We start from the raw sequence: 20,672 nt of genomic DNA, 5'->3' as shown, positions 1-20,672 counted from the left end.
ATATAAAAATGTCTTTTTCGCTCACTATTATTATAGAAAATATCTGATAAATTAACCGTAGATTTCTTCTAAAATCTGGGCTAATCTTACACTTGCCGCAATTAAGCGCTCCTCAAGCAAAGGACGAACGGCATAATCATAGTTATAAGATAATTTCCTGTTCTCAGGTATTTTATAAACGAGTGGTCTGGCATCCACTGCCTCTTGAAGCCAATCCTCCATACTGCCTTCTCTGTATTGATCTTCCATCTCTGGAGTGAGCCTTCTCATTAGTTCATCTCCAATTTCTGTATAAGACATGGACCATCGATCAATCATACCAGAATCCCAAACGGAATGTAGATTAGAAGATTGCCAAAAATATTCCAGCTTCACATCATTTCCACCTCTATCTTCTCCAGTTCCCACATGCAGAGGTTGATGAATATCCTCCACCATATGAATCAACATTTTTAATTTTTCTGCTTCTTCAGTAGGATTTAAATTTCCAGATTTTAATTCTTCCTTAATCCGATTGATAGCCTCATAGGCATCACCACCCTCTTCCTGCAGATGAGGATCATACTCACCATGCTTACTGGTCAAATAATGCCAGGAATAAGCATAGTCGTATCGTTTGTCTGATTTTATTTCATCCATCCAAGTGCCACTACGACCGATGGACATGGGGTATAAAACCCGCTCCACATTTTTTCTGGCAGATCTTTTTAATTGTTGTCCTGCCATATATCCAATTAGATAATGACCAATCTGTCCCCAAGCAAAAGCCTGGGATAGCGTCAATGTAAATGCTACAGTTAACGTAAGAAATTTGTTGATTTTCATATCTCAAAAGTATAGTGCAAAACTAAGTGGAAAATCAAAAAGAAAAGAAACGGGAATGTTAAGAATTATGCAATTCTGAAACTGCTAGCCAAGCCATCAATCCAGAACCAATTTCTAAAGATTCCTCATCAATATCGAAGGTCGGAGTATGAACACCAGAAGTAATTCCTTTAGATTCATTTCTTGTCCCTAGTCTATAAAAACAACCATTGATCTCCTGAGAATAGTAAGCAAAGTCTTCTGCAGCCATCCAAATATCGAGATCTAATACATTCTCCTTACCCAAATATTCGATCGCCGCATTTTGAGATCTATCGGTTAATTCAGGGTCATTTTGAAGGAAAGGATATCCTTTTCTAATTTCGAAATCCAACTTTCCACCCATACCTTCTACGATACCATGGGCAATTTGAAGCATTTTTTCATGGGCCTTTGCTCTCCATTCTTCATTCAAAGTCCTAAAAGTACCCTGAATCTTTACTTCATTAGGGATGACATTGGTTGCTCCCAAAGCTTCTACTTTCCCAAAAGAAAGCACAGAAGGAATTTTTGGACTAGCTGCTCGACTCACCACCTGCTGCAAAGCAACAATCATATGCGAAGCAATCAATACAGGATCAATCAGGGTTTCGGGCATTGCCCCATGGCCTCCTTTTCCTTTGACTGTGACATAAATTTCATCTGCACTGGCCATATAGATTCCCTTTCTGAAACCTACTTTACCAGCATCTATAAATGGCATCACATGCTGTCCAATAATTCCAGCAGGCTTAGGGTTTTCTAAAACTTTATCTTTAATCATCAAAGAAGCTCCACCTGGAACCACCTCTTCTCCTGGTTGGAAAATCAATTTTATCGTCCCTTCAAAATCTTCCTTGACTTCGTTTAAAATTTTTGCTGCTCCCAATAAAGAAGCTGTGTGTGCATCATGCCCACAGGCATGCATCACCCCTTCATTTTGAGATTTATAAGGAACGTCATTGGCTTCGATAATAGGTAGTGCATCCATATCTGCACGAAGGGCAACGACTTTTTTATCTGGATTTTTTCCTTTGATCAAAGCAGCCCAGCCTGTATTCGCTTTTTGCTCAATCTCAGTAATCCCCATCGATTGGAGTTTTTCTTTTACAAAAGCTGCAGTCTTAAATTCAGAATAGGAAAGCTCAGGATTGGCATGTAAATGCCTTCTATTCCCGATTACTTCTTCTTTATAGGCTTTTGCAAGCGACTTAATTTTGTCCTTCAACATTCGAATCTAGGATTTCCGGGGCTTCGTACTCTTTTCTCTGAAATCTGTCTTGAATTATCCTTGCTGTGGGAAACTGCGATTTGATCAGTGAAAAGCTCTTTTGAGCCTCAATTTTATAATTAAATTTCCCCACTTTCAATAAGTAGCGAGGTTCTTGGTATTGCATTTCTGCCTTGATATCAGGGAAGTTTTCCGCTAATTCTTCTTGGGTTTCAAATGCTTTTGTCCGGTCGATTCCAGAGTAGATCAATACGGAATAACCATTGAAATATGGCTCTTCCAAATTCTTCTCGTAAAGACCTGTGATTACTTGATCTAAGTCAGAATCAACTGTTTTTACGGAGCTTTCCGTATTGCTGGTATTTTGCTTTGCCAACTCAGCTTCATAGTCAGGATAAACCGGCAAAGAGGCCGTCAAGTTTTCTTGGTAGCTCGCATAGGTAGCAGCCCCATTTGTTCCTGATTTGCTGGATTTACAACCTGTAGCAATTATTGCTATTAATCCGACTACCCAAAAAGCTCTCATAAATTCTTAGATTATTCGATGATAACACATTTACCTTCTTGTAAGTCCTGCTCTACACTTTTATACTTGACATCTGACTTGGTAGTGCCATTGGTATACTGTACAGAAACACGGTCATTTCTACCATAGGTTTTCTCCGACTTTCTTGGAGCAACAACCTGAGGAGCTGGTCTTCCAGCAGATGCCGCCGCTGCTGCCGCACGATTAGCACCAGGATTTAAGGTACTGGAAACTTCTTCTTTGCTGGCCTGACCCTGTTGAACAGGCGCTTTTGGAGCTTGCGCTGCATGAACTTCACTTGGATCTTGCTTTGGCAAATCTGCTCTGGAAATAAAGGATATCACATCCTCATTCAGTTTACCAATGAAACGCTTGAACATTTCGAATGCCTCAAACTTATAAATCAAAAGTGGATCTTTCTGCTCGTAAACGGCATTTTGCACAGACTGCTTTAAGTCATCCATGTCGCGTAGGTGCTCTTTCCAGTTTTGATCAATGATCGCCAAAGTCACATTTTTTTCGATGGATCTGACCAATTCACGACCTTCATTTTCAATCATTTTTTCCAGATTCACCACGACCCCGATCTGCTTGATACCATCTGAAATTGGAACCATGATATCTTTCACAGTAGCACCTCTCTCTTCCTGAACTCTTTTGAAGATCGGAAGCGCTGTGCTCATAATCATCTCATTCTTCTTCTTATAACTTTCATAGGCTGCTTCATATAGTTCCTGAGTCAGGGTTTGAGCATCCTTTGTTTTAAGATCACTTTCAGAAATCTGGAAATCTAGGCCTAAAGAAGTGAAAATATTCATTCTTAAATCTTCAACCTCACCACTGGATTTACCCATTTCGATATTGCTTTCGCAAACATCATACATGATATTCAAGATATCCAGCTCCAGACGATCACCTTTCAGTGCATTCTTTCTTCTTTTATAAACGACCTCTCTCTGTGAATTCATCACATCATCGTATTCAAGAAGTCTCTTTCTCGTACCAAAGTTATTTTCCTCAACCTTTCTCTGAGCTCTTTCGATGGATTTGGTAATCATACTATGCTGAATTACCTCTCCTTCTTCCAGCCCCATTCTATCCATCAATTTGGCGATTCTGTCTGATCCAAAAAGTCTCATCAAACTATCTTCCAAAGACACAAAGAACTGTGAAGATCCCACATCACCCTGACGACCTGCACGACCTCTCAACTGTCTATCCACTCGTCTAGACTCATGTCTTTCTGTACCGATAATGGCCAAACCACCCGCCTTTTTAGACTCTGGTGAAAGTTTAATATCAGTACCTCTACCTGCCATGTTGGTGGCAATAGTTACTGTACCTGAATTACCAGCCATTGCTACCACATCTGCTTCCTTCGCATGCTGTTTTGCATTCAATACCTGGTGTGGAATTTTCTTCAAAGTCAACATCCTACTCAATACTTCGGATATTTCTACAGAGGTCGTACCTACTAGTACAGGTCTTCCTGCTGCTACCAATTCGTTAATTTCATCAACAACAGCATTGAATTTCTCACGAACAGTTTTATAAACTTTATCTTCTTTATCCGCTCTTTGAATGACTCTATTCGTAGGAATTACTACTACGTCCAACTTATAAATTTCCCAGAACTCACCTGCTTCGGTCTCAGCAGTACCGGTCATACCTGCAAGCTTGTGGTACATCCTAAAGTAGTTCTGTAAGGTAATGGTGGCGTAAGTTTGTGTGGCATCCTCCACCTTCACATTTTCCTTCGCTTCAATTGCCTGGTGCAAGCCGTCAGAATATCTACGTCCTTCCATCACACGACCTGTTTGCTCATCCACGATCTTCACCTTGCCATCCACAATGATGTACTCCGTGTCACGCTCAAACATACAATAAGCTTTCAAAAGCTGATTGACGGTATGAATCCTTTGTGCTTTTACACCATAATCCTTGATTACTTCTTCCTTACGAATAAGCTTCTCCTTGTCATCTACCGTTTCATCTTTCTCAAGATCTGCGATGACTTCTCCAATATCTGGTAAAATGAAAAATTCAGCATTTTCATTTTTAGTGGTCATGATATCAATACCACGATCCGTCAAATCAACTACATTGGTTTTTTCATCAATGGTAAACATTAGCGGCTCATCAGCCTCTGGCATATTCCGCTTATTATCCTGGAGATAAAAATTTTCGGTTTTCTGTAAGATCACTCGAATACCAGGCTCAGATAGATATTTAATCAATGGCTTATACTTAGGCATTCCTCTAAATGCTCTAAACAAGGCTAAACCACCCTCTTTTTCATTGCCATCTGCTATCTGCTTTTTAGCAGAAGATAAATATCCCTGTACTAACTTTCTTTGCTCATCTACCAAAGTGGCTACTCGAGGCTTCATGTCATCAAATTCATGAACATCCCCTTTTGGAACCGGACCGGATATAATCAAAGGTGTTCTGGCATCATCAATCAATACAGAATCGACCTCATCAATCATAGCAAAATGATGTTTGCCCTGAACCAAATCTCCTCCATCACGCGCCATATTATCTCTTAGATAATCAAAGCCAAATTCGTTATTGGTACCATAGACGATATCACTTCCGTAAGCTTTCTTTCTACCTTCGGAATTAGGCTGGTATTTATCAATACAATCGACTGATAAACCATGGAATTGAAAAAGTGGGGCATTCCATTCGGAATCTCGTTTTGCCAGGTAATCATTGACCGTAACGATATGTACTCCTCGACCTGCCAAAGCGTTTAGATAGGCAGGAAGGGTAGAAACCAATGTTTTACCTTCACCTGTCGCCATCTCGGCAATTTTACCATTGTGTAAAACCATACCACCGATTAGCTGCACATCGTAATGAACCATGTCCCAGACTACTTCAGTGCCTGCGGCTAGCCATTTATTATGCCAAATAGCATGATCTCCATCAATCTCAACATTTTGCTTGGTAGCAGCAAGCTCTCTGTCGTGAAGAGAAGCTGTAACTCGCAATTGCTTGTTTTCTTTAAACCTGCGTGCAGTTTCTTTGATCACAGCAAAAGCCGTAGGCATAACCTCCTGCAATACTTCCTCTAAAGACTCATCTCTTTCTTTCTCCAGTTGGTCAATTTCATTGAACAATTGATCTTTTTGATGAATCGCATTGGCAGGTAATTCATTAATCTGAACTCTGATTTTCCCGATTTTATCGTCAATAGATTTTAATCGCTCATTAATGATCGCTCTGATTTCATCAGTTTTCCCTCTCAACTCATCATCTGAGATTGAGGCAAGGCTGACAAAGATTTTATTGATGACTTCTACTTTTGGAGATAACTCCTTTATATCTCTATCGGACTTCGTTCCGAATACTTTTGCGAGTCCTTTTGCTAATATGTCTAACATGTCGAATGAATGTGATTCTCAAAACGGGCTCTAAAATTAAGCCCTTTTTATTACAATTGATAATACATCCCGAAGTGTTCCGGATGTACTTATTTCATTTTAAATTTTAATCTTCCCAGTAAATACCTGTTCGGCAGGACCTATTAACCATATATCTTGAAAACCACCAGTTTGGCCAGCGGTAAATCTAACGGATAACTTGCCCCCAAGGGTATTAATTTTTATTTCTGCTTTATCCTGATCTTTAGCATAAACCAAAGCACAGGCCGTAACGCCCGTTCCACAAGACAAAGTCTCATTTTCAACTCCGCGCTCGTAAGTCCGAACGTATATTTCTTCTTTTGAAATAGGCTCCACAAAATTTACGTTGGTTCCTGCAGGAGCATACATTTCATCGTATCGAACAGATTTTCCTTCATCAAAAACCGGATAATCCGAAATCTTACTTACCATCCGTACATGATGCGGGGAACCTGTATTCACAAAATAGTCTTCTGCTTTCTCCTCAATCTTTTCCACATCACCCATTAGTAACTGAACCAATCCATCTTGAATAATAGCTTCATGTGGACCATCAATCGCAAGAAATTGGGTTTTGTCGCTGATGATTTCTAAAAAAGCGGAAAATGCTACTGCACATCTGGCTCCATTTCCACACATGCTTTGGGAACCATCAGCATTGAAATAGATCATCTCAAAATCATAGTCCTTATGATTCCTGATAAGAATCAATCCATCTGCTCCCACTCCAAACTTCCGATCACAAATCTTAGACACCAAGGCTAAATCACCTGCATCAAAATTTTCTTTTCTGTCATCAATCATGACAAAATCATTCCCGGTTCCTTGGTATTTGTAAAATGTAATTTCCATGGATTTTTTGCTTAACATTCTTAGGTTCAAAAACTCAACCAACTGCCATTAAGAATGCAAACATAATCAACTTGTCACAAAATCAGACTTATTGTCTGATTAGGGTTTTCAAAAACGACAAAATTGATGGACTTCTATATTTCCATCAGTGGACTTTAGAAAATCATTCGACAAGCCTATTTATCCAAATCATAGGAATGAGAATCATAAAACCGATGAAAAGACCGGAAATCCGGCTCTTTTTCATTTATTTCGAACTCTAATTGATAAACACTATGCAAGATCCTAAGTCCCTAACTTCTGTCGCTTTATTTCACGAAACATTTAAACATCCGGTTTTAAAAGAACCTACGATTCCATCTGATACAAGATGTAATCTTCGGGTTTCTTTACTTGCCGAGGAATTAAAGGAATTGGAAGAAGCCATCGACAACAAAGATTTGGTAGAAATTGCTGATGCACTCTGCGATCTTCAATATGTACTTTCCGGAGCCATATTGGAATTTGGTATGGGAGAAAAGTTCAAAGCTCTTTTTGATGAAGTTCAGCGATCCAATATGAGCAAAGCTTGCTTGACCGAAGAAGAAGCCAAAGCTACAGTTGCACATTATGAAGCCAAAGGCACTCCAAGCTTTTACGAAAAAGAAGGTGATTTATACCTTGTTTTTAGAGAAGGAGATCACAAAACACTAAAATCTGTCAATTATTCACCAGCTGATTTAGCAGGAATACTAAAAAAATAAGCTTAGGAAGTTTTGAGGCTTTTGTCCTGATAATTCTTGAGTTCCACAATTCGGGCCGGCATATTAAAGCCGGCCTTTTCTAATGTTGTCAACACTTCTATAATAGCTGTACTTTTTATCACGGCATCCGATATCGCCCTGGCAAAAGTATCCACCCAAAAGGTAGCCTGAATGTTCAAGGTGCTTTCACCAACTTCCACCACCCATACTTGAGGTTCTTTAGTATCATCCAAAACTCCAGGAACTTCCATTAGGGTTGATTTAATCAAGTCAACAGCTTTTTGATAATCCGAGCCATAATCCAGACCTATCATAAAATCATAGCGAAGGTAACCGTCGATAGTAAAATTGACCAACGGACTTTTTAAGATCAATCCATTCGGAATAAAAATATCTTTCCCATCGGCAGATTTGATCTGAGTATCTCGTAGGTTCAAAGTCAGTACTTTCCCTCTCATTCCATTCAGATCGACAAAATCTCCCACTCGAAATGGCCTTTTGAATGCTAAAATGATTCCAGCGAGGAAATTTTCTCCAATGTCTTTTAGAGCAAAGCCAATAATAAAAGCGGAGATTCCTGCTCCTGCCAACAAGCCAGAAACCACACCCGTCAGACCGATCACTCGAAATACAACTAACAGCCCGACCAATATAATGAGGGTGCTGAATATTCCAGCGAGGAAATTTGCCAGTAAATCATCATCCATTCGCTTCACCAAGCGTATTCTCAAAAACTTCTTTGATTTACGGGCGAAAAAGACAAATAATAAGAAGATTGCCAGGGATACTCCTGCAATAATCAGCCAGTTTTTTAGGGTGGACCAGTCTGGGGATAGATTGTTGAATTCATCCATTGGAGAAAAATACAAAAAGTAAATCAAAGTTGATTTCTCTTTTTTGTAGTTAATTTCCCAATTGCCTGAGTTTAAAATGGATTCCCTAAATCTTTCATCGCAACATAGACTGTCTTCAGTTGAGAATAATGTTCGATCGCAGCCAAGCCATTTTCTCTGCCAATTCCAGATTGCTTATTTCCTCCAAAAGGTATTTCTACTGGATTGATGTTATAAGTATTGATCCAACACATGCCTGCTTGCAAGCTAGCCACAGATCTATGCGCTCTTCTCATGTCATTGGTGTAAACACCAGCAGCTAGGCCAAAAGGAGTGTCATTTGCTCGACGAATTACATCTTCTTCCTCCTGAAAGGTCAAAATGGTCATCACTGGACCAAATATTTCCTCTTTTACGATTCTGTCCTCTTCGTCATTGCTAACGAAGATTGTAGGCTCTACAAAGTATCCTCCTTCACATCCATCAACAGCGATAGAATTCCCACCATAACGCAATTCCGCACCTTGCTCTTTTCCTAAGGCAATGTAGCTCATCACTTTTTCAAAGTGAGTTTTGTTGATCAAAGCTCCAATTTGAGTTTCTGAATCTGCAGGATTGCCGATTTTTAGTTCTTTGGTTTTCTCTATTAATCGCTCGATAAATTTCTCCTTGATGGATTCATGTACAAAAACCCGTGTTCCATTACTACAGATTTCTCCTTGGGTATAGAAGTTTCCAAGCATGGCTCCATAGACTGCTTCATCAATAGCTGCATCTTCAAAAATGATAATTGGGGATTTGCCGCCTAATTCCAAAGTCACATGCTTCAAGGTATTCGCTGAGGCAGCCATTACCTTTTTACCCGTACCCACCTCACCGGTTATGGATACTTTGGCTATGTCAGGATGAGCCGTCATCATTTGACCTACTTCAGCATCTCCTTGTACCACATTGAAAACACCATCAGGCATTCCAGCCTCTCTAAAAACCTCTGCCAACTTATACGCTGTCAAAGGAGTAAGTTCAGCTGGTTTAAAAATCATCACGTTTCCACATGCCAGAGCTGGTGCCGCTTTCCAGCAGGCAATTTGAATTGGGTAGTTCCAAGCACCGATCCCCGCACAAATTCCCAAAGGTTCTCTTTTGGTATAGGCAAAATCTCCACCCAACTCAAAATGCTCTCCATGAAGTGATGGGGCCAAACCCGCATAGTACTCCAGGCAGTCTGCTCCTGAAATAACATCTACTGCTATAGATTCTTTAATAGGTTTTCCTACATCCTGTGTTTCCAACAATGCCAATTCATCATTTTTTTCTCTCAACAAAGCCGATGCTTTATGCAAAATTCTTCCGCGCTCGGTAGGAGACATGGCAGACCATACCTGAAATCCTTTTTTTGCAGATTGAACGGCTTTCTCGAAATCTTCTTGAGAAGCACCCGTTACCACATGAGTAATTTCTCCTGTTGCTGGATTGTAGTTGTTAAACTGCTTACCGGAACCCTCTACGGACTTATTATCGATAAATAATGGGATGCTTTGCATGGGATTGATTTTGTGAAAATTTGAATGATTTTCCTAAGAAGCAGGAAAAGTTGAATGGTCATTCAAATTTAGAGGACTTCAGAATAATGACCCAAGGAAAATGCGATAGATTTTAAAAAAAGGTTGTGAAGCTTGTTTGCTTTATGCCAAATGCCTGATAGTTCAACCTGTGGGACAGCCCAATTTAAGTCCGACCAACCGCTGTTGCGCTGTTCGAGATTTGTAATCTTGAATTCTTTTCTCTGGGTTTTAAACCTGAGCACCAAAAACTAAATACCCATGAACACAAAAAGCCCCGTATTTCTACGAGGCTTTGAGTACCAGGAGCGGGAATCGAACCTGTCTGCATCAGGCAGGCCCGCACGGCCTTACGGCCACAAGATTTTAAGTCCCCAAAATTTTTCGTTTGCCGGTTGTTGTTTTTAAATACTTCTCAAACTCTCTGGCTTCAAGCCTAGTCGAAAAACCTTTGGTAAATATGACATCAAAAGGGCGATATGGACGAGTAGTTCTCTCGTAGCCTGAATTATGTCGATTAAGCCTGTCTTCCAAATTAGATGTAAGACCTACGTAAACGTATTTCTTTACTTTACTGGATATCGCATAGACAGTAATCATATTAAAAGATAAACAAAAAGCCCCGTATTTCTACGAGGCTTCTGTACCAGGAGCGGGAATCGAACCCGCACGGCCTTACGGCCACAAGATTTTAAGTCTTGCGTGTCTACCTATTCCACCATCCCGGCTTCATTCCGACTTTTCGGAACTACTTATTCTCTAAACAAGAAAGCCCTTGAATCAAGGGCTTCCTCCGGCGAGATATCAGATTCGAACTCGCTGCCCCGACCTTGGCAAGGTCGTGGTCTACCAGCTGAACTACTCTCGCTTTTTTTAACCACTCAAACATTCTCTGAGCGAATTGTGGATGCAAAGGTAAGACGTGGGAAGAAAATTACAAGGGTTATACAATGATTTTTTTTCTTTTTATCTCCCAAAATCAGGATTTTGCTGATTTACAGGCTGATATCAAAATCATAAGAGGCCAAAATTTTCACCATTTCCCCAAGATTTTTAGCTCCCAGCTTTCTCAATATATTCTTTCTATGGGTAGATACTGTATTAAATGAGATATTCAATACCTGGCCAATTTCCTTTGATTTCATCCCATCCAAAATCATTTTGACAATTTGTTTCTCTTTTTTTGTCAGGGATACGGTTTTTAATTGAGGAGAATTTTTACTTACAAAAACCCTAGTGCCGTCATCTTTAAGATAGGTGTAATTCCAATCGTACCCTTTAGCCTTTGGGGGAGTTTGGAGTTTTAGGATGATATGTAAGTCCATTGCAAAATTACCAGCAGAATCAATCAAATAAGGCTTTACCCTGCCCATCATCCAAGAAATCTCACCAGTAGTCCTATGAACCCATCGAGTCGTGTAAGAGAATTCAAAATTCTTCTTCTCTGTCATACTCAGTCCATGAAATGCCTCTAAAATTATTTTCTGAAAACGAAACAATTCCTCCCGATCCTCCTCATGAATCATCGTAAAAGAGGTCTCCATCCCTTTTGAGCGAAACATGGAATTAGGATAGCCCGTAATCTCCTCCAAATTGCCCGTATAGAAGGCTAAATTTAACTTTCTGTAATCGAAGCAAGCAATGATTAAGCCCTCTCTCATCCCTATGTTCTGACTTAAAACCTCCAACTCTTGGAGGCTTTTCTCTTCATCGGGGTGATCTTGGAACTCCTGTTCCTTCCAAGAATGAAAAAATTTTGAATATTTATCCTGTTTTTTCAGGTCCTTGAGCAGCACCTTATCCATAAGATTATTTATTAACTAAAAAAGCATTTCTAATATACAAATTCTATGGAACTACTCTTCAATTCTCTTCTTAATCTCATGAAGTTTTAACAAAGCTTCAATAGGAGAAATTGCATTGATGTCTATCTCCTCGATTAACTCCTTAGCTTCCTTAAACTTAGGGTCCATTTCGAATAAACTCATCTGATAATTATTTTTTGGAATTTCTTTAAAATTCTCCTTTTGCTCATTTAAAGCCTTGTCCTTTTCTAAGTGAGCCATGATTTCTGCAGCTCTCAAAACAACCGGATTGGGCATCCCAGCCATTTGAGCCACATGAATACCAAAGCTATGCTCACTACCTCCTGGCTTTAACTTTCGCATAAAAATGACCTTGTTGCCAACTTCTTTAACTGATACATTGAAGTTTTTGATTTTAGGGAAATCTTCTGTCAGTTGGTTTAATTCATGATAATGCGTTGCAAATAGCGTCTTCGCCTTGAAGGTCGTGTGATTATGAAGGTATTCCACGATTGACCAGGCAATGGAAATTCCATCATAGGTGGACGTTCCCCTTCCTATTTCATCCATCAAAACGAGACTTCTACTAGATAAATTGTTTAAAATACTAGCTGTCTCAGTCATTTCCACCATAAAAGTCGATTCCCCTTTGGACAAATTATCAGAGGCTCCCACTCGCGTAAAGACTTTGTCTATGATACCAACTCTTGCGAAAGAGGCAGGCACAAAACTTCCCATTTGGGCCATAAGCACGATCAAAGCCGTCTGACGAAGCAAAGCGGACTTACCCGCCATGTTTGGCCCGGTAATAATCATGATTTGTTGACTATCATGATCTAAGTAAACATCATTGGGCACATAATTTTCTCCCGGAGAAAGTTGTCTCTCGATCACGGGATGCCGACCATCTTTATACTCCAAGGTCTCAGTGTCAGAAATCTTTGGACGACTGTAATCATTGGTCAAAGCAATCTGGGCAAAAGAAAGCAAAACATCCATTGTGCCAATAATCCTCGCATTCTGCTGGATCTGGGTTACGTATTTTGCCGCTTCCTGAACTAGCTCAAGAAAATATTTTTGTTCCAAGCCTACCAAACGCTCTTCCGCATTCAATATCTTTTCTTCGTATTCCTTTAGCTCTGGGGTAATGTAGCGTTCCGCATTAACTAAAGTCTGTTTTCTGATCCACTCTTGAGGTACTTTATCCTTGTGGGCGTGTGTAACCTCCAAATAATATCCAAATACCTTATTAAAAGCGATTTTCAGAGAGGTAATCCCTGTGTTTTTAACTTCTCGCTGCTGAAGCTGGACTAAAAAATCTTTGCCTGAATTCGCCAGGTTTCGATATTCATCCAATTCATCATCTACGCCATCCTTGATAATACCTCCTTGATGAGTGAGCATCGGTGCATCTTCCTTGAGCTCATTCTCTATTTTTTCAAGCAAATACTCACACAAGTTCAACTGATCCGAAAGGCGCTTCAAAGTAGGATTGTCCTGTCCTTTCAGCATTTCCTTGATAGGAATGATTGCCTTAAGTGCCTTTTTAATTTGATTGATTTCTCTTGGGTTGGCTCTTCCTACCACCACTTTTGATATCAATCGCTCTAAATCCCCAATATGTTTTAATTCTGATACGATTTCCTCAATCAAAGTTGAGTTTTGATAGAAGAAATCAACCACATTCAATCGCTCTTCAATCGCAGTCTTCTCCTTTAACGGAAGTACCATCCACTTTTTCATCATCCTGGACCCCATAGGAGTAACCGTTTGATCGAGAATTTGAATCAATGGAACACCACCTTCATGTTGCGGATAGACCAGCTCTAAGTTTCGTATGGTGAACTTATCCAACCAAACGTATTTCTCCTCAGCAATTCTTGAAATCGCTGAAATATGCTGGATTTCTTTATGCTCGGTTTCCTCTAAATAATGAAGTACAGCACCTGCTGCAACAGTACCAAGCTCTTGGTCTTCTATACCAAAACCTTTTAAATTGGCTGTTTTAAAGTGTGTTTTAAGCTTTTCGTAAGTAAAGTCATATTGGTAAACCCAATCCTCGCAATGAAAAGTGATGTAATCATCTTTCAGCAATTCCTGAGCAGATTTCTTAGCTGCTTTAGAAAAAATTATTTCTGATGGAGCAAAACTTTGAACCAATTTTTCCAAGTAGGAGGAGTTACCTTCCGCACACATAAACTCTCCGGTTGATAAATCCAAGAAGGCAATCCCATGTTTATCTTTCCCAAAATGAATTGATGCCAAGTAATTATTTCTCTTAGTATCCAGCACCTGGTCATTAAAAGAAAGACCCGGGGTTACCAATTCTGTCACTCCGCGCTTTACAATTCCCTTAACAGATTTTGGATCTTCTAACTGGTCACAAATAGCCACACGATTTCCAGCTCTCACTAATTTTGGCAAATAAGTATCCAAAGAATGGTGTGGAAAACCTGCCAACTCTATATGAGAGGCTGATCCATTGGCCCTTTTGGTCAATACGATGTCTAAAACCTTACTGGCCTTGACAGCATCTTCACCAAAAGTTTCATAAAAGTCACCCACTCGGAAAAGTAATAATGCGCCAGGGTGCTTTGCCTTAATAGCATTGTATTGCTTCATTAAAGGTGTCTCTTTGCCAGCTTTTGATTTGCTCATGGGTGGGTATGCTTTCTTTGTACTACTTTTGTTGGAAGTTATCCTTCAGAATAAAACCTGAAAATAAGGCAATCCGCAAGCAGAACAAAAGCCGATGAAAAAATTAAGTATGGATGAGCTCGAAAGGCTCTCAGTGGAAGAATACAAACAAATAGAAAAATCGCCTCTCGTGTTGGTTTTGGACAATATCCGAAGCCTGAATAATGTAGGATCAGCTTTTCGTACGGGAGATGCATTTCGAGTAGAAAAAATAATGCTCTGCGGAATCACAGGAACTCCACCACATCGAGATATTCAAAAAACAGCCTTAGGAGCCACAGAATCTGTGGAATGGGAACACTATCCTCAAACTGTAGATGCTTTAAAAGAATTAAAAAAGCAGGGTTATACACTCTGTGCTTTGGAACAAGTGGATCAATCTATTTTTCTTCAGGAATATCAGCCTGACCCTAAAGAAAAAATAGCATTAGTATTTGGTAATGAGGTATTTGGAGTAGAGGATGAGGTGTTAGAACTCTGTGATCATGTATTGGAAATTCCACAATTAGGAACAAAACATTCCTTAAATATTTCTGTGACTTTAGGAATTTCAGTTTGGCATATGATGGTCAAGCTTGATCAGCTCAAAGGTTAAGCTCATTCAATTTGATGTGGGTTTTTATCATATTCGAACTGGCTTTGGCAACTATTTTTCCCGATTCCTTTTTAATCACAGCTTCCCAGTGATTCAAGTTTGATCCTGATCTTACGAGCTTAGCTTCCAATTCAAGAACATCTCCAATCAGGGCAGAAGAAAGGAAATCAACATTGAGGTTAACACTTGTCATCAGAAATTCTGAACCCGCGGCAAAATTTGCAATTCCTATAGCATCATCTAACATCAGGGAAGCTACTCCACCATGCAAGATTCGAACAGGATTGCACAATTCTTCCCTTACTTCATATTGAACCTTGATATGCTTTTCAGAAATTTCTATGAGCTTTCCTGCCAGCCAATTACCAGCTGCTGAGGGTGTTTTATCTAATTTTTTACCAATCTGAGATTTGAAATATTCTAAGGGCGTGGACATGTAGTTTTATTGTTCCAAAAGTTGAAAATAGTCATTTAAAGTCTCTTCAAGAGCCTTTTTCTCATCTGGCGTAGACCATAAAGGAGTCCATTTTTCATTGATTTTGATGAAAAAGCTGGCTTCTTGGTCCATCCAAGGTCTAATATTATTAACATAAGCCAGAAATTGCTCACGATTTCCATTTTCAAATTGGAACTCTGTACTATCCTGAGCAACAACTGCTTTAATTTTTAATGGCCAGTCTGTATTGATGGCCTCCAAATATAGATAAGCCTCATCTTTTGCTGGATTCAATAAAATGATGGGAATTAGACCTACTTCGTCTTCTGAATAGCTTAAATCGCTATGACGATAAAGCGTCATTTTCGCATCCTGATTCTTCTCTTGATCATAGTGGATTGCTTTGAGGTTTAGGAAAAATAAGCGATTAGAATCATTCACTCTGAATGTCAAATCATCCCCGGTATTATTGGCTCTCTTTTCATTAAACAAAGAAAAAACCAAGACCAAAGCGATGGAGGCAAGCCCGAAAATTTTAATGATTTTCAGGAGTTCCGGTGTAAGAATAGGGTCTTTACCTGATTTCATTACTTTTTTCACTTAAACCCAATTCCTAATTGGAATTAATGCACATAGGAACCTGCATTGATATCAATGCTCGCCCCGGTGACATGATCGGCCATACCAGAACATAACAGGGTGACCATGGGAGCGATATCTTCTGGCTTTGTTAATTCCTTTAAAGCGATGTCATTTAAAGCAAACTCTTCACCATAATCAGACAAAATCTCATTGGCCATATCTGTACGTGTAAAGCCTGGAGCGATTAGAAAAGCCTTGATTCCCTGCTTACCGTAATACCTGGCAATGGACCTCGTCAGGCTTACCAAAGCCCCTTTAGAGGCTGCATAGGCCAAATAATCGGTTGTATCTCCTCTAAATGCTGCTCTGGATGAAATATTTACAATTCTACCCTCCTGATTGATCTTCGCCTGATCTACAAATTCCTTACATAGAATTCCCAGTGAATTGGTATTAACCTGTATGGTTTCATTCCAGATTTTTGCCCATTCTTCAGTGGGTAGATCATCAGGAGCAGATTTTGCTATCCCTGCATTATTAACAATACCTGTGATTGGGCCATATTGCTTCACCAATCTAGGAATGAAACCAATCACTTCTTCCAAATTTCCTAAATCACATTTCTCAGCATGACTTAAATTTTTTAGCTCAGCCTGAAGTGCTACAGCCGCGGATTTATTGGCGTTGTAATGAATAATAACTTCTGCTCCAGATTCTGACAATTGCTTGGCAATAGCCTTCCCGATACCTCTGGAAGCACCTGTTACAAGAATTCGCTGACCTTTTAATGAAATATGCATATGCTAAAGATGAGTATAGTTAATAGAAGTAAATCACCATTTCTCACGGATCATTAACGCCTGAATATGTGCTAAATGATGTTTTCCATGCCAGTCATACATTAATATTACTTCTTTTAATGGAACTGTACTTTGGGATTCTGGATGATAATAGGTTTTAGAAAAATCCGAATCAGACATTTCATCTAAAATTGTCCCTAGCCTAAAATGAATGTTTTTTAAGATGCCTATGGAAATCTCAATTGGCAGCTTACTATCACTAAGATTTGCCCAGGCTGCTTCATCATAAGGCTTGATAGTGGGGTTGGATTCAGTCAAAGCCAGTTTAAACCTCATATAGGCATTCATATGGCTATCTGCAAGATGATGGACTACTTGCCTAACCGTCCATCCTCCGGGTCTGTAGGGTGTTTGTAACTGTGGTTCTAATAGATCCTTTACTGTGGCCTCCAAATGCTTAGGTAGCGCTTTAAATTCCGCAATGGCCTCTTTTATATTTTCCTGTGTGATAGCTTCAGGCTTCTGAAATTTCCCAATTGGATATTTCAATAATTCTATGTCGATCATGGCTATTTATTTTCCGGCAGCGATAGTAACCAAATCTACCATTTTTGCTCCATTAGCCAAAAGGACATTGGCACAGGCACACAAAGTAGCTCCGGTGGTCATCACATCATCTACCAAGAGCACTCTAAGCCCAGATACAGATTGACCAGGTTTGAGTTCAAATACGCCTTCAACATTATCTAATCGCTGTATTCTACTCTTTTTAGTCTGTGTTTCGGTAAATTTTGCTCTTTTTAGGCTCAATCTCAGGGGTAAACTCATAGATTCACCCAATCCTCTTCCAAACTCTTCACTTTGGTTATAACCTCTTCTTTTGTGCTTCAACTCATGTAATGGAACAGGAATAAGTATATCCCAGTTAGTGTAAAGTCCAGATTTATTTAGGGTTTGACCATAGAGATTTCCCAATTTTACTGCGATTTCTGGCTTATTTCGATATTTGAGTCGATGAAGTAATTTCTGGCTTACACCATTTTTGGTAAACCTTAAGAAGGACATAGCCAAACCAATTTGACTAAGTCCTTTCAGCTTGTCTGTCAGATCATTTTCGGCTGGCATCTGATGATAAATCGTTTTGGGAAGCATCCCAACACATATTTTACAAAGGCAGGATTCAAAATCAAAAAGGCTTCTACCGCATAGATCACAATTCCTCGGGAAAATTAAATCCAAAAAATCTTTCAAAAAAAGTAAACGCATATCTAAAAAGTACTGTTAGTGAGAACCAAGGACGAATACCTGCTATATTTGCCTGTAAATAAGTGCCCTAAACTGTTAATTTAATGAATCTCATAGAGGAATTCAATGAATACAGAGCTAAGATGAACGATAAGATCTTAGCCTCTGACAATAAAGTGGTCAAGAGAATATTTAATCTTGACACAAACGCATTTGCTGAAGGAGCTGTTGACGTTAAAACCAAAGAAATGCTAGGCCTCGCTTGCTCTATGGTCTTAAGATGCGATGATTGCATCAAATACCATTTGGGTAAATGCCATGAGGTAGGTCTCAGTAAGTCTGAAATATTTGAAGTATTTTCGATAGCCACTTTGATAGGAGGTACAATTGTAATTCCACATTTGAGAAGGGCTACTGAGTACTGGGAAGAACTTGAAAAATTATAAATAGTATCATGTTCAAAAGAGACTTAGATCTGGAAAAAAGATGGTCAAAACTCCTGGAGGGTTTAAAAGAAACCATTGGAAAGAAACCCAATGATCTAAATGGCGTTTTGTTTTTGATAGGAGTCCAGGAATTGGGTCAAGGCAATAAAACTTTCACCAAAGAGCAAAAGCAAGATTTAATGCATATTGCGATTTGCAAAGTTCTAAGCTATGATGGCTTTTATGAATTGGACTATGTAGATCAAGATGGATGGCCTCATTGGAAATTAGTGAAGGATTTACCTCATTTTGACCTATTGGAACAGGAAAAATTATTAAAAATTCAGGTACTCGAATATTTCGAAAAAGAGTACGAAATAGAAATTAAGTAAACATGAAAATTGTCTCCTATAACGTAAACGGGATAAGGGCAGCGATGAACAAGGGATTTCTGGACTGGTTAAAGCAAACTGACCCAGAAGTCATTGGTTTACAGGAAGTTAAGGCGATGGAAGATCAAATTGACACCTCTATATTTAAAGATTTAGGATACAAAGTTTACTGGTATCCTGCTCAGAAAAAAGGATATAGCGGAGTAGCAATTTTAAGTAAAATAACTCCTAAATCCATCCACCATGGGATGGGTTTACAGAAGTATGATGATGAGGGAAGATTGCTTGAAATAGAATTTGAAGATTTCTCATTTCTATCAGCATATTTTCCATCTGGAACTACAGGAGATATCAGACAAACTTTCAAATATGAATTTCTAGATGATATCTATGGGTATATAAAAGATTTGAGAAGAACGAAACCAAATCTCATATTAAGTGGTGATTATAATATATGTCACAAAGCCATAGATATTCATAATCCAGTTTCTAATAAAAATAGTTCTGGATTCTTACCAGAAGAAAGAGTCTGGATGGATAAATTTACTGAAAGTGGATTTATTGACACCTTCAGGCATTTTAATCCAGAACCACATCAATATACTTGGTGGAGCTATAGAGCAAATGCAAGAGCTAAAAACTTGGGATGGAGAATAGATTACCATATGGCAACAAAGGATATGGAAAACAGGTTAAAAAGATCTGTCATATTACCAGAGGCCAAACATTCCGATCATTGCCCAATTTTAGTAGAATTGAACTAAATTGAATAAAGTTGATCATTGAAAGAACCATAGATGAAATCAATTAAAATATCCATTCCCTCACTCATAGAGAATATTAAGATAATCGAAAGCTTTATCGACAATGCACGAGACAATTTCGAAATCAATGATGATATCTATGGTAACATCATGATTTCTGTCACAGAATGCATCAGCAATGCAATAATTCACGGAAACAAACATGATAAGTCAAAACTTGTTCACCTGGAATTAGCAACTGAAGAGGGCTTACTTAAATTCATCATCGAGGATGAAGGCAGAGGATTTAATTACAACGAATTAAAAGACCCTACTGCACCTGAAAACATTGAGAAGCCGGGTGGTAGAGGAATATTCCTCATCAAACACCTAAGTGATGAAGTGAAATTTGAAGAAGACGGTAGAAAGACTATTCTATCGTTTTATATGAATTAATCATGGCTATCAATTTCTTTCAGGAAGAAACCAACTTTCAGCTAAAGCAAAAACTTAATAGGAAAAAGTGGTTGCGAAAAATAGCATCTGAAGAAGGATTCAATATCTCAGAACTCAATTATATATTCTGTAGTGATGAATACCTTTATAATATAAATGTAGAATATCTGGATCATGATACATATACAGATATCATCACATTTGACAATTCTGAAGAAGAGCAAACCATAGAAGGGGATATCTTCATAAGTATTGATCGAGTTCAAGAAAACTCAAACAAACTTGGAGCAACACTTCAAGATGAACTCAGCCGAGTCATTAGTCATGGTTTATTTCATTTAATGGGATACAAAGACAAAGACAAAAACGAGGCTGAAGAAATGCGAAACAAGGAAGAATTCGCAATAAATTTATTTCAAACAATCTAGTGTTCCACGTGAAACAGTTAGAAAACTTAGGACAATAAAAACTAGGTGTTCCACGTGAAACAGTAAAA

Annotated in this window: 22 protein-coding genes and 1 tRNA gene; 7 read left to right on the top strand and 16 right to left on the bottom strand. The window is 38.9% G+C overall.

Annotated elements, in window-relative coordinates:
- Positions 1–51 precede the first annotated feature (51 nt).
- From ALPR1_RS01240 to dapF, 5 genes are all read right to left on the bottom strand, one after another.
- The gene (locus ALPR1_RS01240) at positions 52–825 is read right to left on the bottom strand and encodes a S1/P1 nuclease (protein WP_008197856.1); all 774 of its coding nucleotides are present in this window, start codon (positions 823–825) and stop codon (positions 52–54) included.
- A gap of 58 nt (positions 826–883) precedes the next feature.
- Positions 884–2,074, bottom strand: a complete 1,191-nt coding sequence (locus tag ALPR1_RS01235; RefSeq protein ID WP_008197855.1) for a M20 metallopeptidase family protein — start codon at positions 2,072–2,074, stop codon at positions 884–886.
- Positions 2,055–2,600 carry a hypothetical protein gene (locus tag ALPR1_RS01230; protein ID WP_008197854.1) on the bottom strand — a complete coding sequence of 182 codons (546 nt, stop codon included), beginning with the start codon at positions 2,598–2,600 and terminating at the stop codon, positions 2,055–2,057. Before ALPR1_RS01230 ends, ALPR1_RS01235 begins: the two co-directional genes overlap by 20 nt.
- Positions 2,601–2,611: 11 nt before the next feature.
- Entirely contained in the window at positions 2,612–5,989 is a 3,378-nt protein-coding gene (secA, locus tag ALPR1_RS01225) for a preprotein translocase subunit SecA (protein ID WP_008197852.1), read from the bottom strand.
- A 99-nt stretch (positions 5,990–6,088) separates the two neighbouring features.
- Positions 6,089–6,862 (bottom strand): diaminopimelate epimerase, encoded by a 774-nt coding sequence (gene dapF / locus ALPR1_RS01220; protein ID WP_040303098.1) that lies wholly within the window; start codon positions 6,860–6,862, stop codon positions 6,089–6,091.
- Positions 6,863–7,137: 275 nt separating this feature from the next.
- Between dapF and ALPR1_RS01215 the strand changes: the two genes are divergently transcribed.
- Complete coding sequence (locus ALPR1_RS01215; protein ID WP_008197850.1) at positions 7,138–7,605, top strand: pyrophosphohydrolase domain-containing protein; 468 nt, start codon at positions 7,138–7,140, stop codon at positions 7,603–7,605.
- A gap of 2 nt (positions 7,606–7,607) precedes the next feature.
- Here ALPR1_RS01215 and ALPR1_RS01210 read toward each other — a convergent pair whose 3' ends face one another.
- The 6 genes from ALPR1_RS01210 to mutS all read right to left on the bottom strand — a co-directional run bounded on the left by ALPR1_RS01210 (position 7,608) and on the right by mutS (position 14,463).
- Positions 7,608–8,459: a mechanosensitive ion channel family protein gene (locus tag ALPR1_RS01210; RefSeq protein ID WP_161599213.1), complete on the bottom strand. Its 852-nt coding sequence runs from the start codon at positions 8,457–8,459 to the stop codon at positions 7,608–7,610.
- A 71-nt stretch (positions 8,460–8,530) separates the two neighbouring features.
- A complete protein-coding gene (gene betB, locus ALPR1_RS01205) occupies positions 8,531–9,982 on the bottom strand; it encodes a betaine-aldehyde dehydrogenase (RefSeq protein ID WP_008197847.1) in 1,452 nt (483 codons plus the stop codon).
- Positions 9,983–10,366: 384 nt separating this feature from the next.
- On the bottom strand, positions 10,367–10,600 hold the full coding sequence (locus ALPR1_RS01200; protein WP_008197845.1) for a GIY-YIG nuclease family protein: 234 nt from the start codon (positions 10,598–10,600) through the stop codon (positions 10,367–10,369).
- Between the two features lie 44 nt (positions 10,601–10,644).
- A tRNA-Leu gene (locus ALPR1_RS01195) sits at positions 10,645–10,728 on the bottom strand.
- A 267-nt stretch (positions 10,729–10,995) separates the two neighbouring features.
- Positions 10,996–11,805, bottom strand: a complete 810-nt coding sequence (locus ALPR1_RS01185; RefSeq protein WP_008197843.1) for a helix-turn-helix domain-containing protein — start codon at positions 11,803–11,805, stop codon at positions 10,996–10,998.
- A gap of 51 nt (positions 11,806–11,856) precedes the next feature.
- Positions 11,857–14,463, bottom strand: a complete 2,607-nt coding sequence (gene mutS / locus ALPR1_RS01180; protein WP_008197841.1) for a DNA mismatch repair protein MutS — start codon at positions 14,461–14,463, stop codon at positions 11,857–11,859.
- A gap of 94 nt (positions 14,464–14,557) precedes the next feature.
- On the opposite strand from mutS, the gene ALPR1_RS01175 reads away from it, so the two are divergent.
- A complete protein-coding gene (locus ALPR1_RS01175; RefSeq protein WP_008197839.1) occupies positions 14,558–15,097 on the top strand; it encodes an RNA methyltransferase in 540 nt (179 codons plus the stop codon).
- Here the strand turns inward: ALPR1_RS01175 and ALPR1_RS01170 are convergent.
- The 5 genes from ALPR1_RS01170 to ALPR1_RS01150 are packed head-to-tail and all read right to left on the bottom strand — an operon-like array spanning position 15,087 to position 18,067.
- On the bottom strand, positions 15,087–15,533 hold the full coding sequence (locus tag ALPR1_RS01170; RefSeq protein ID WP_008197837.1) for a PaaI family thioesterase: 447 nt from the start codon (positions 15,531–15,533) through the stop codon (positions 15,087–15,089). The two genes, ALPR1_RS01175 and ALPR1_RS01170, sit on opposite strands and share 11 nt — an antisense overlap.
- Before the next feature lie 6 nt (positions 15,534–15,539).
- Complete coding sequence (locus ALPR1_RS01165; RefSeq protein ID WP_008197835.1) at positions 15,540–16,121, bottom strand: hypothetical protein; 582 nt, start codon at positions 16,119–16,121, stop codon at positions 15,540–15,542.
- A 35-nt stretch (positions 16,122–16,156) separates the two neighbouring features.
- Complete coding sequence (locus ALPR1_RS01160; protein ID WP_008197834.1) at positions 16,157–16,915, bottom strand: SDR family NAD(P)-dependent oxidoreductase; 759 nt, start codon at positions 16,913–16,915, stop codon at positions 16,157–16,159.
- A gap of 33 nt (positions 16,916–16,948) precedes the next feature.
- Positions 16,949–17,482: a YfiT family bacillithiol transferase gene (locus tag ALPR1_RS01155; RefSeq protein ID WP_008197833.1), complete on the bottom strand. Its 534-nt coding sequence runs from the start codon at positions 17,480–17,482 to the stop codon at positions 16,949–16,951.
- Positions 17,483–17,488: 6 nt separating this feature from the next.
- Complete coding sequence (locus ALPR1_RS01150) at positions 17,489–18,067, bottom strand: ComF family protein (RefSeq protein WP_316929460.1); 579 nt, start codon at positions 18,065–18,067, stop codon at positions 17,489–17,491.
- 197 nt (positions 18,068–18,264) lie between these two features.
- Here ALPR1_RS01150 and ALPR1_RS01145 point away from each other — a divergent pair, with 197 nt between their 5' ends.
- From ALPR1_RS01145 to ybeY, 5 genes are read left to right on the top strand one after another with little or no spacing between them, the layout of a single operon-like run.
- Positions 18,265–18,606 carry a carboxymuconolactone decarboxylase family protein gene (locus ALPR1_RS01145; RefSeq protein WP_008197830.1) on the top strand — a complete coding sequence of 114 codons (342 nt, stop codon included), beginning with the start codon at positions 18,265–18,267 and terminating at the stop codon, positions 18,604–18,606.
- Between the two features lie 8 nt (positions 18,607–18,614).
- A complete protein-coding gene (locus ALPR1_RS01140) occupies positions 18,615–18,977 on the top strand; it encodes a hypothetical protein (RefSeq protein WP_008197829.1) in 363 nt (120 codons plus the stop codon).
- A 2-nt stretch (positions 18,978–18,979) separates the two neighbouring features.
- Positions 18,980–19,741: an exodeoxyribonuclease III gene (locus tag ALPR1_RS01135; RefSeq protein ID WP_008197828.1), complete on the top strand. Its 762-nt coding sequence runs from the start codon at positions 18,980–18,982 to the stop codon at positions 19,739–19,741.
- Between the two features lie 33 nt (positions 19,742–19,774).
- The gene (locus tag ALPR1_RS01130; protein WP_008197827.1) at positions 19,775–20,176 is read left to right on the top strand and encodes an ATP-binding protein; all 402 of its coding nucleotides are present in this window, start codon (positions 19,775–19,777) and stop codon (positions 20,174–20,176) included.
- A 2-nt stretch (positions 20,177–20,178) separates the two neighbouring features.
- On the top strand, positions 20,179–20,604 hold the full coding sequence (ybeY, locus tag ALPR1_RS01125; RefSeq protein WP_008197825.1) for an rRNA maturation RNase YbeY: 426 nt from the start codon (positions 20,179–20,181) through the stop codon (positions 20,602–20,604).
- Positions 20,605–20,672: the final 68 nt, after the last annotated feature.

The organism is Algoriphagus machipongonensis (assembly GCF_000166275.1).
GTDB lineage: Bacteria > Bacteroidota > Bacteroidia > Cytophagales > Cyclobacteriaceae > Algoriphagus > Algoriphagus machipongonensis.
Note: the sequence above shows the minus strand (reverse complement) of the source record. Positions and strands in the feature narration are given on the sequence as shown.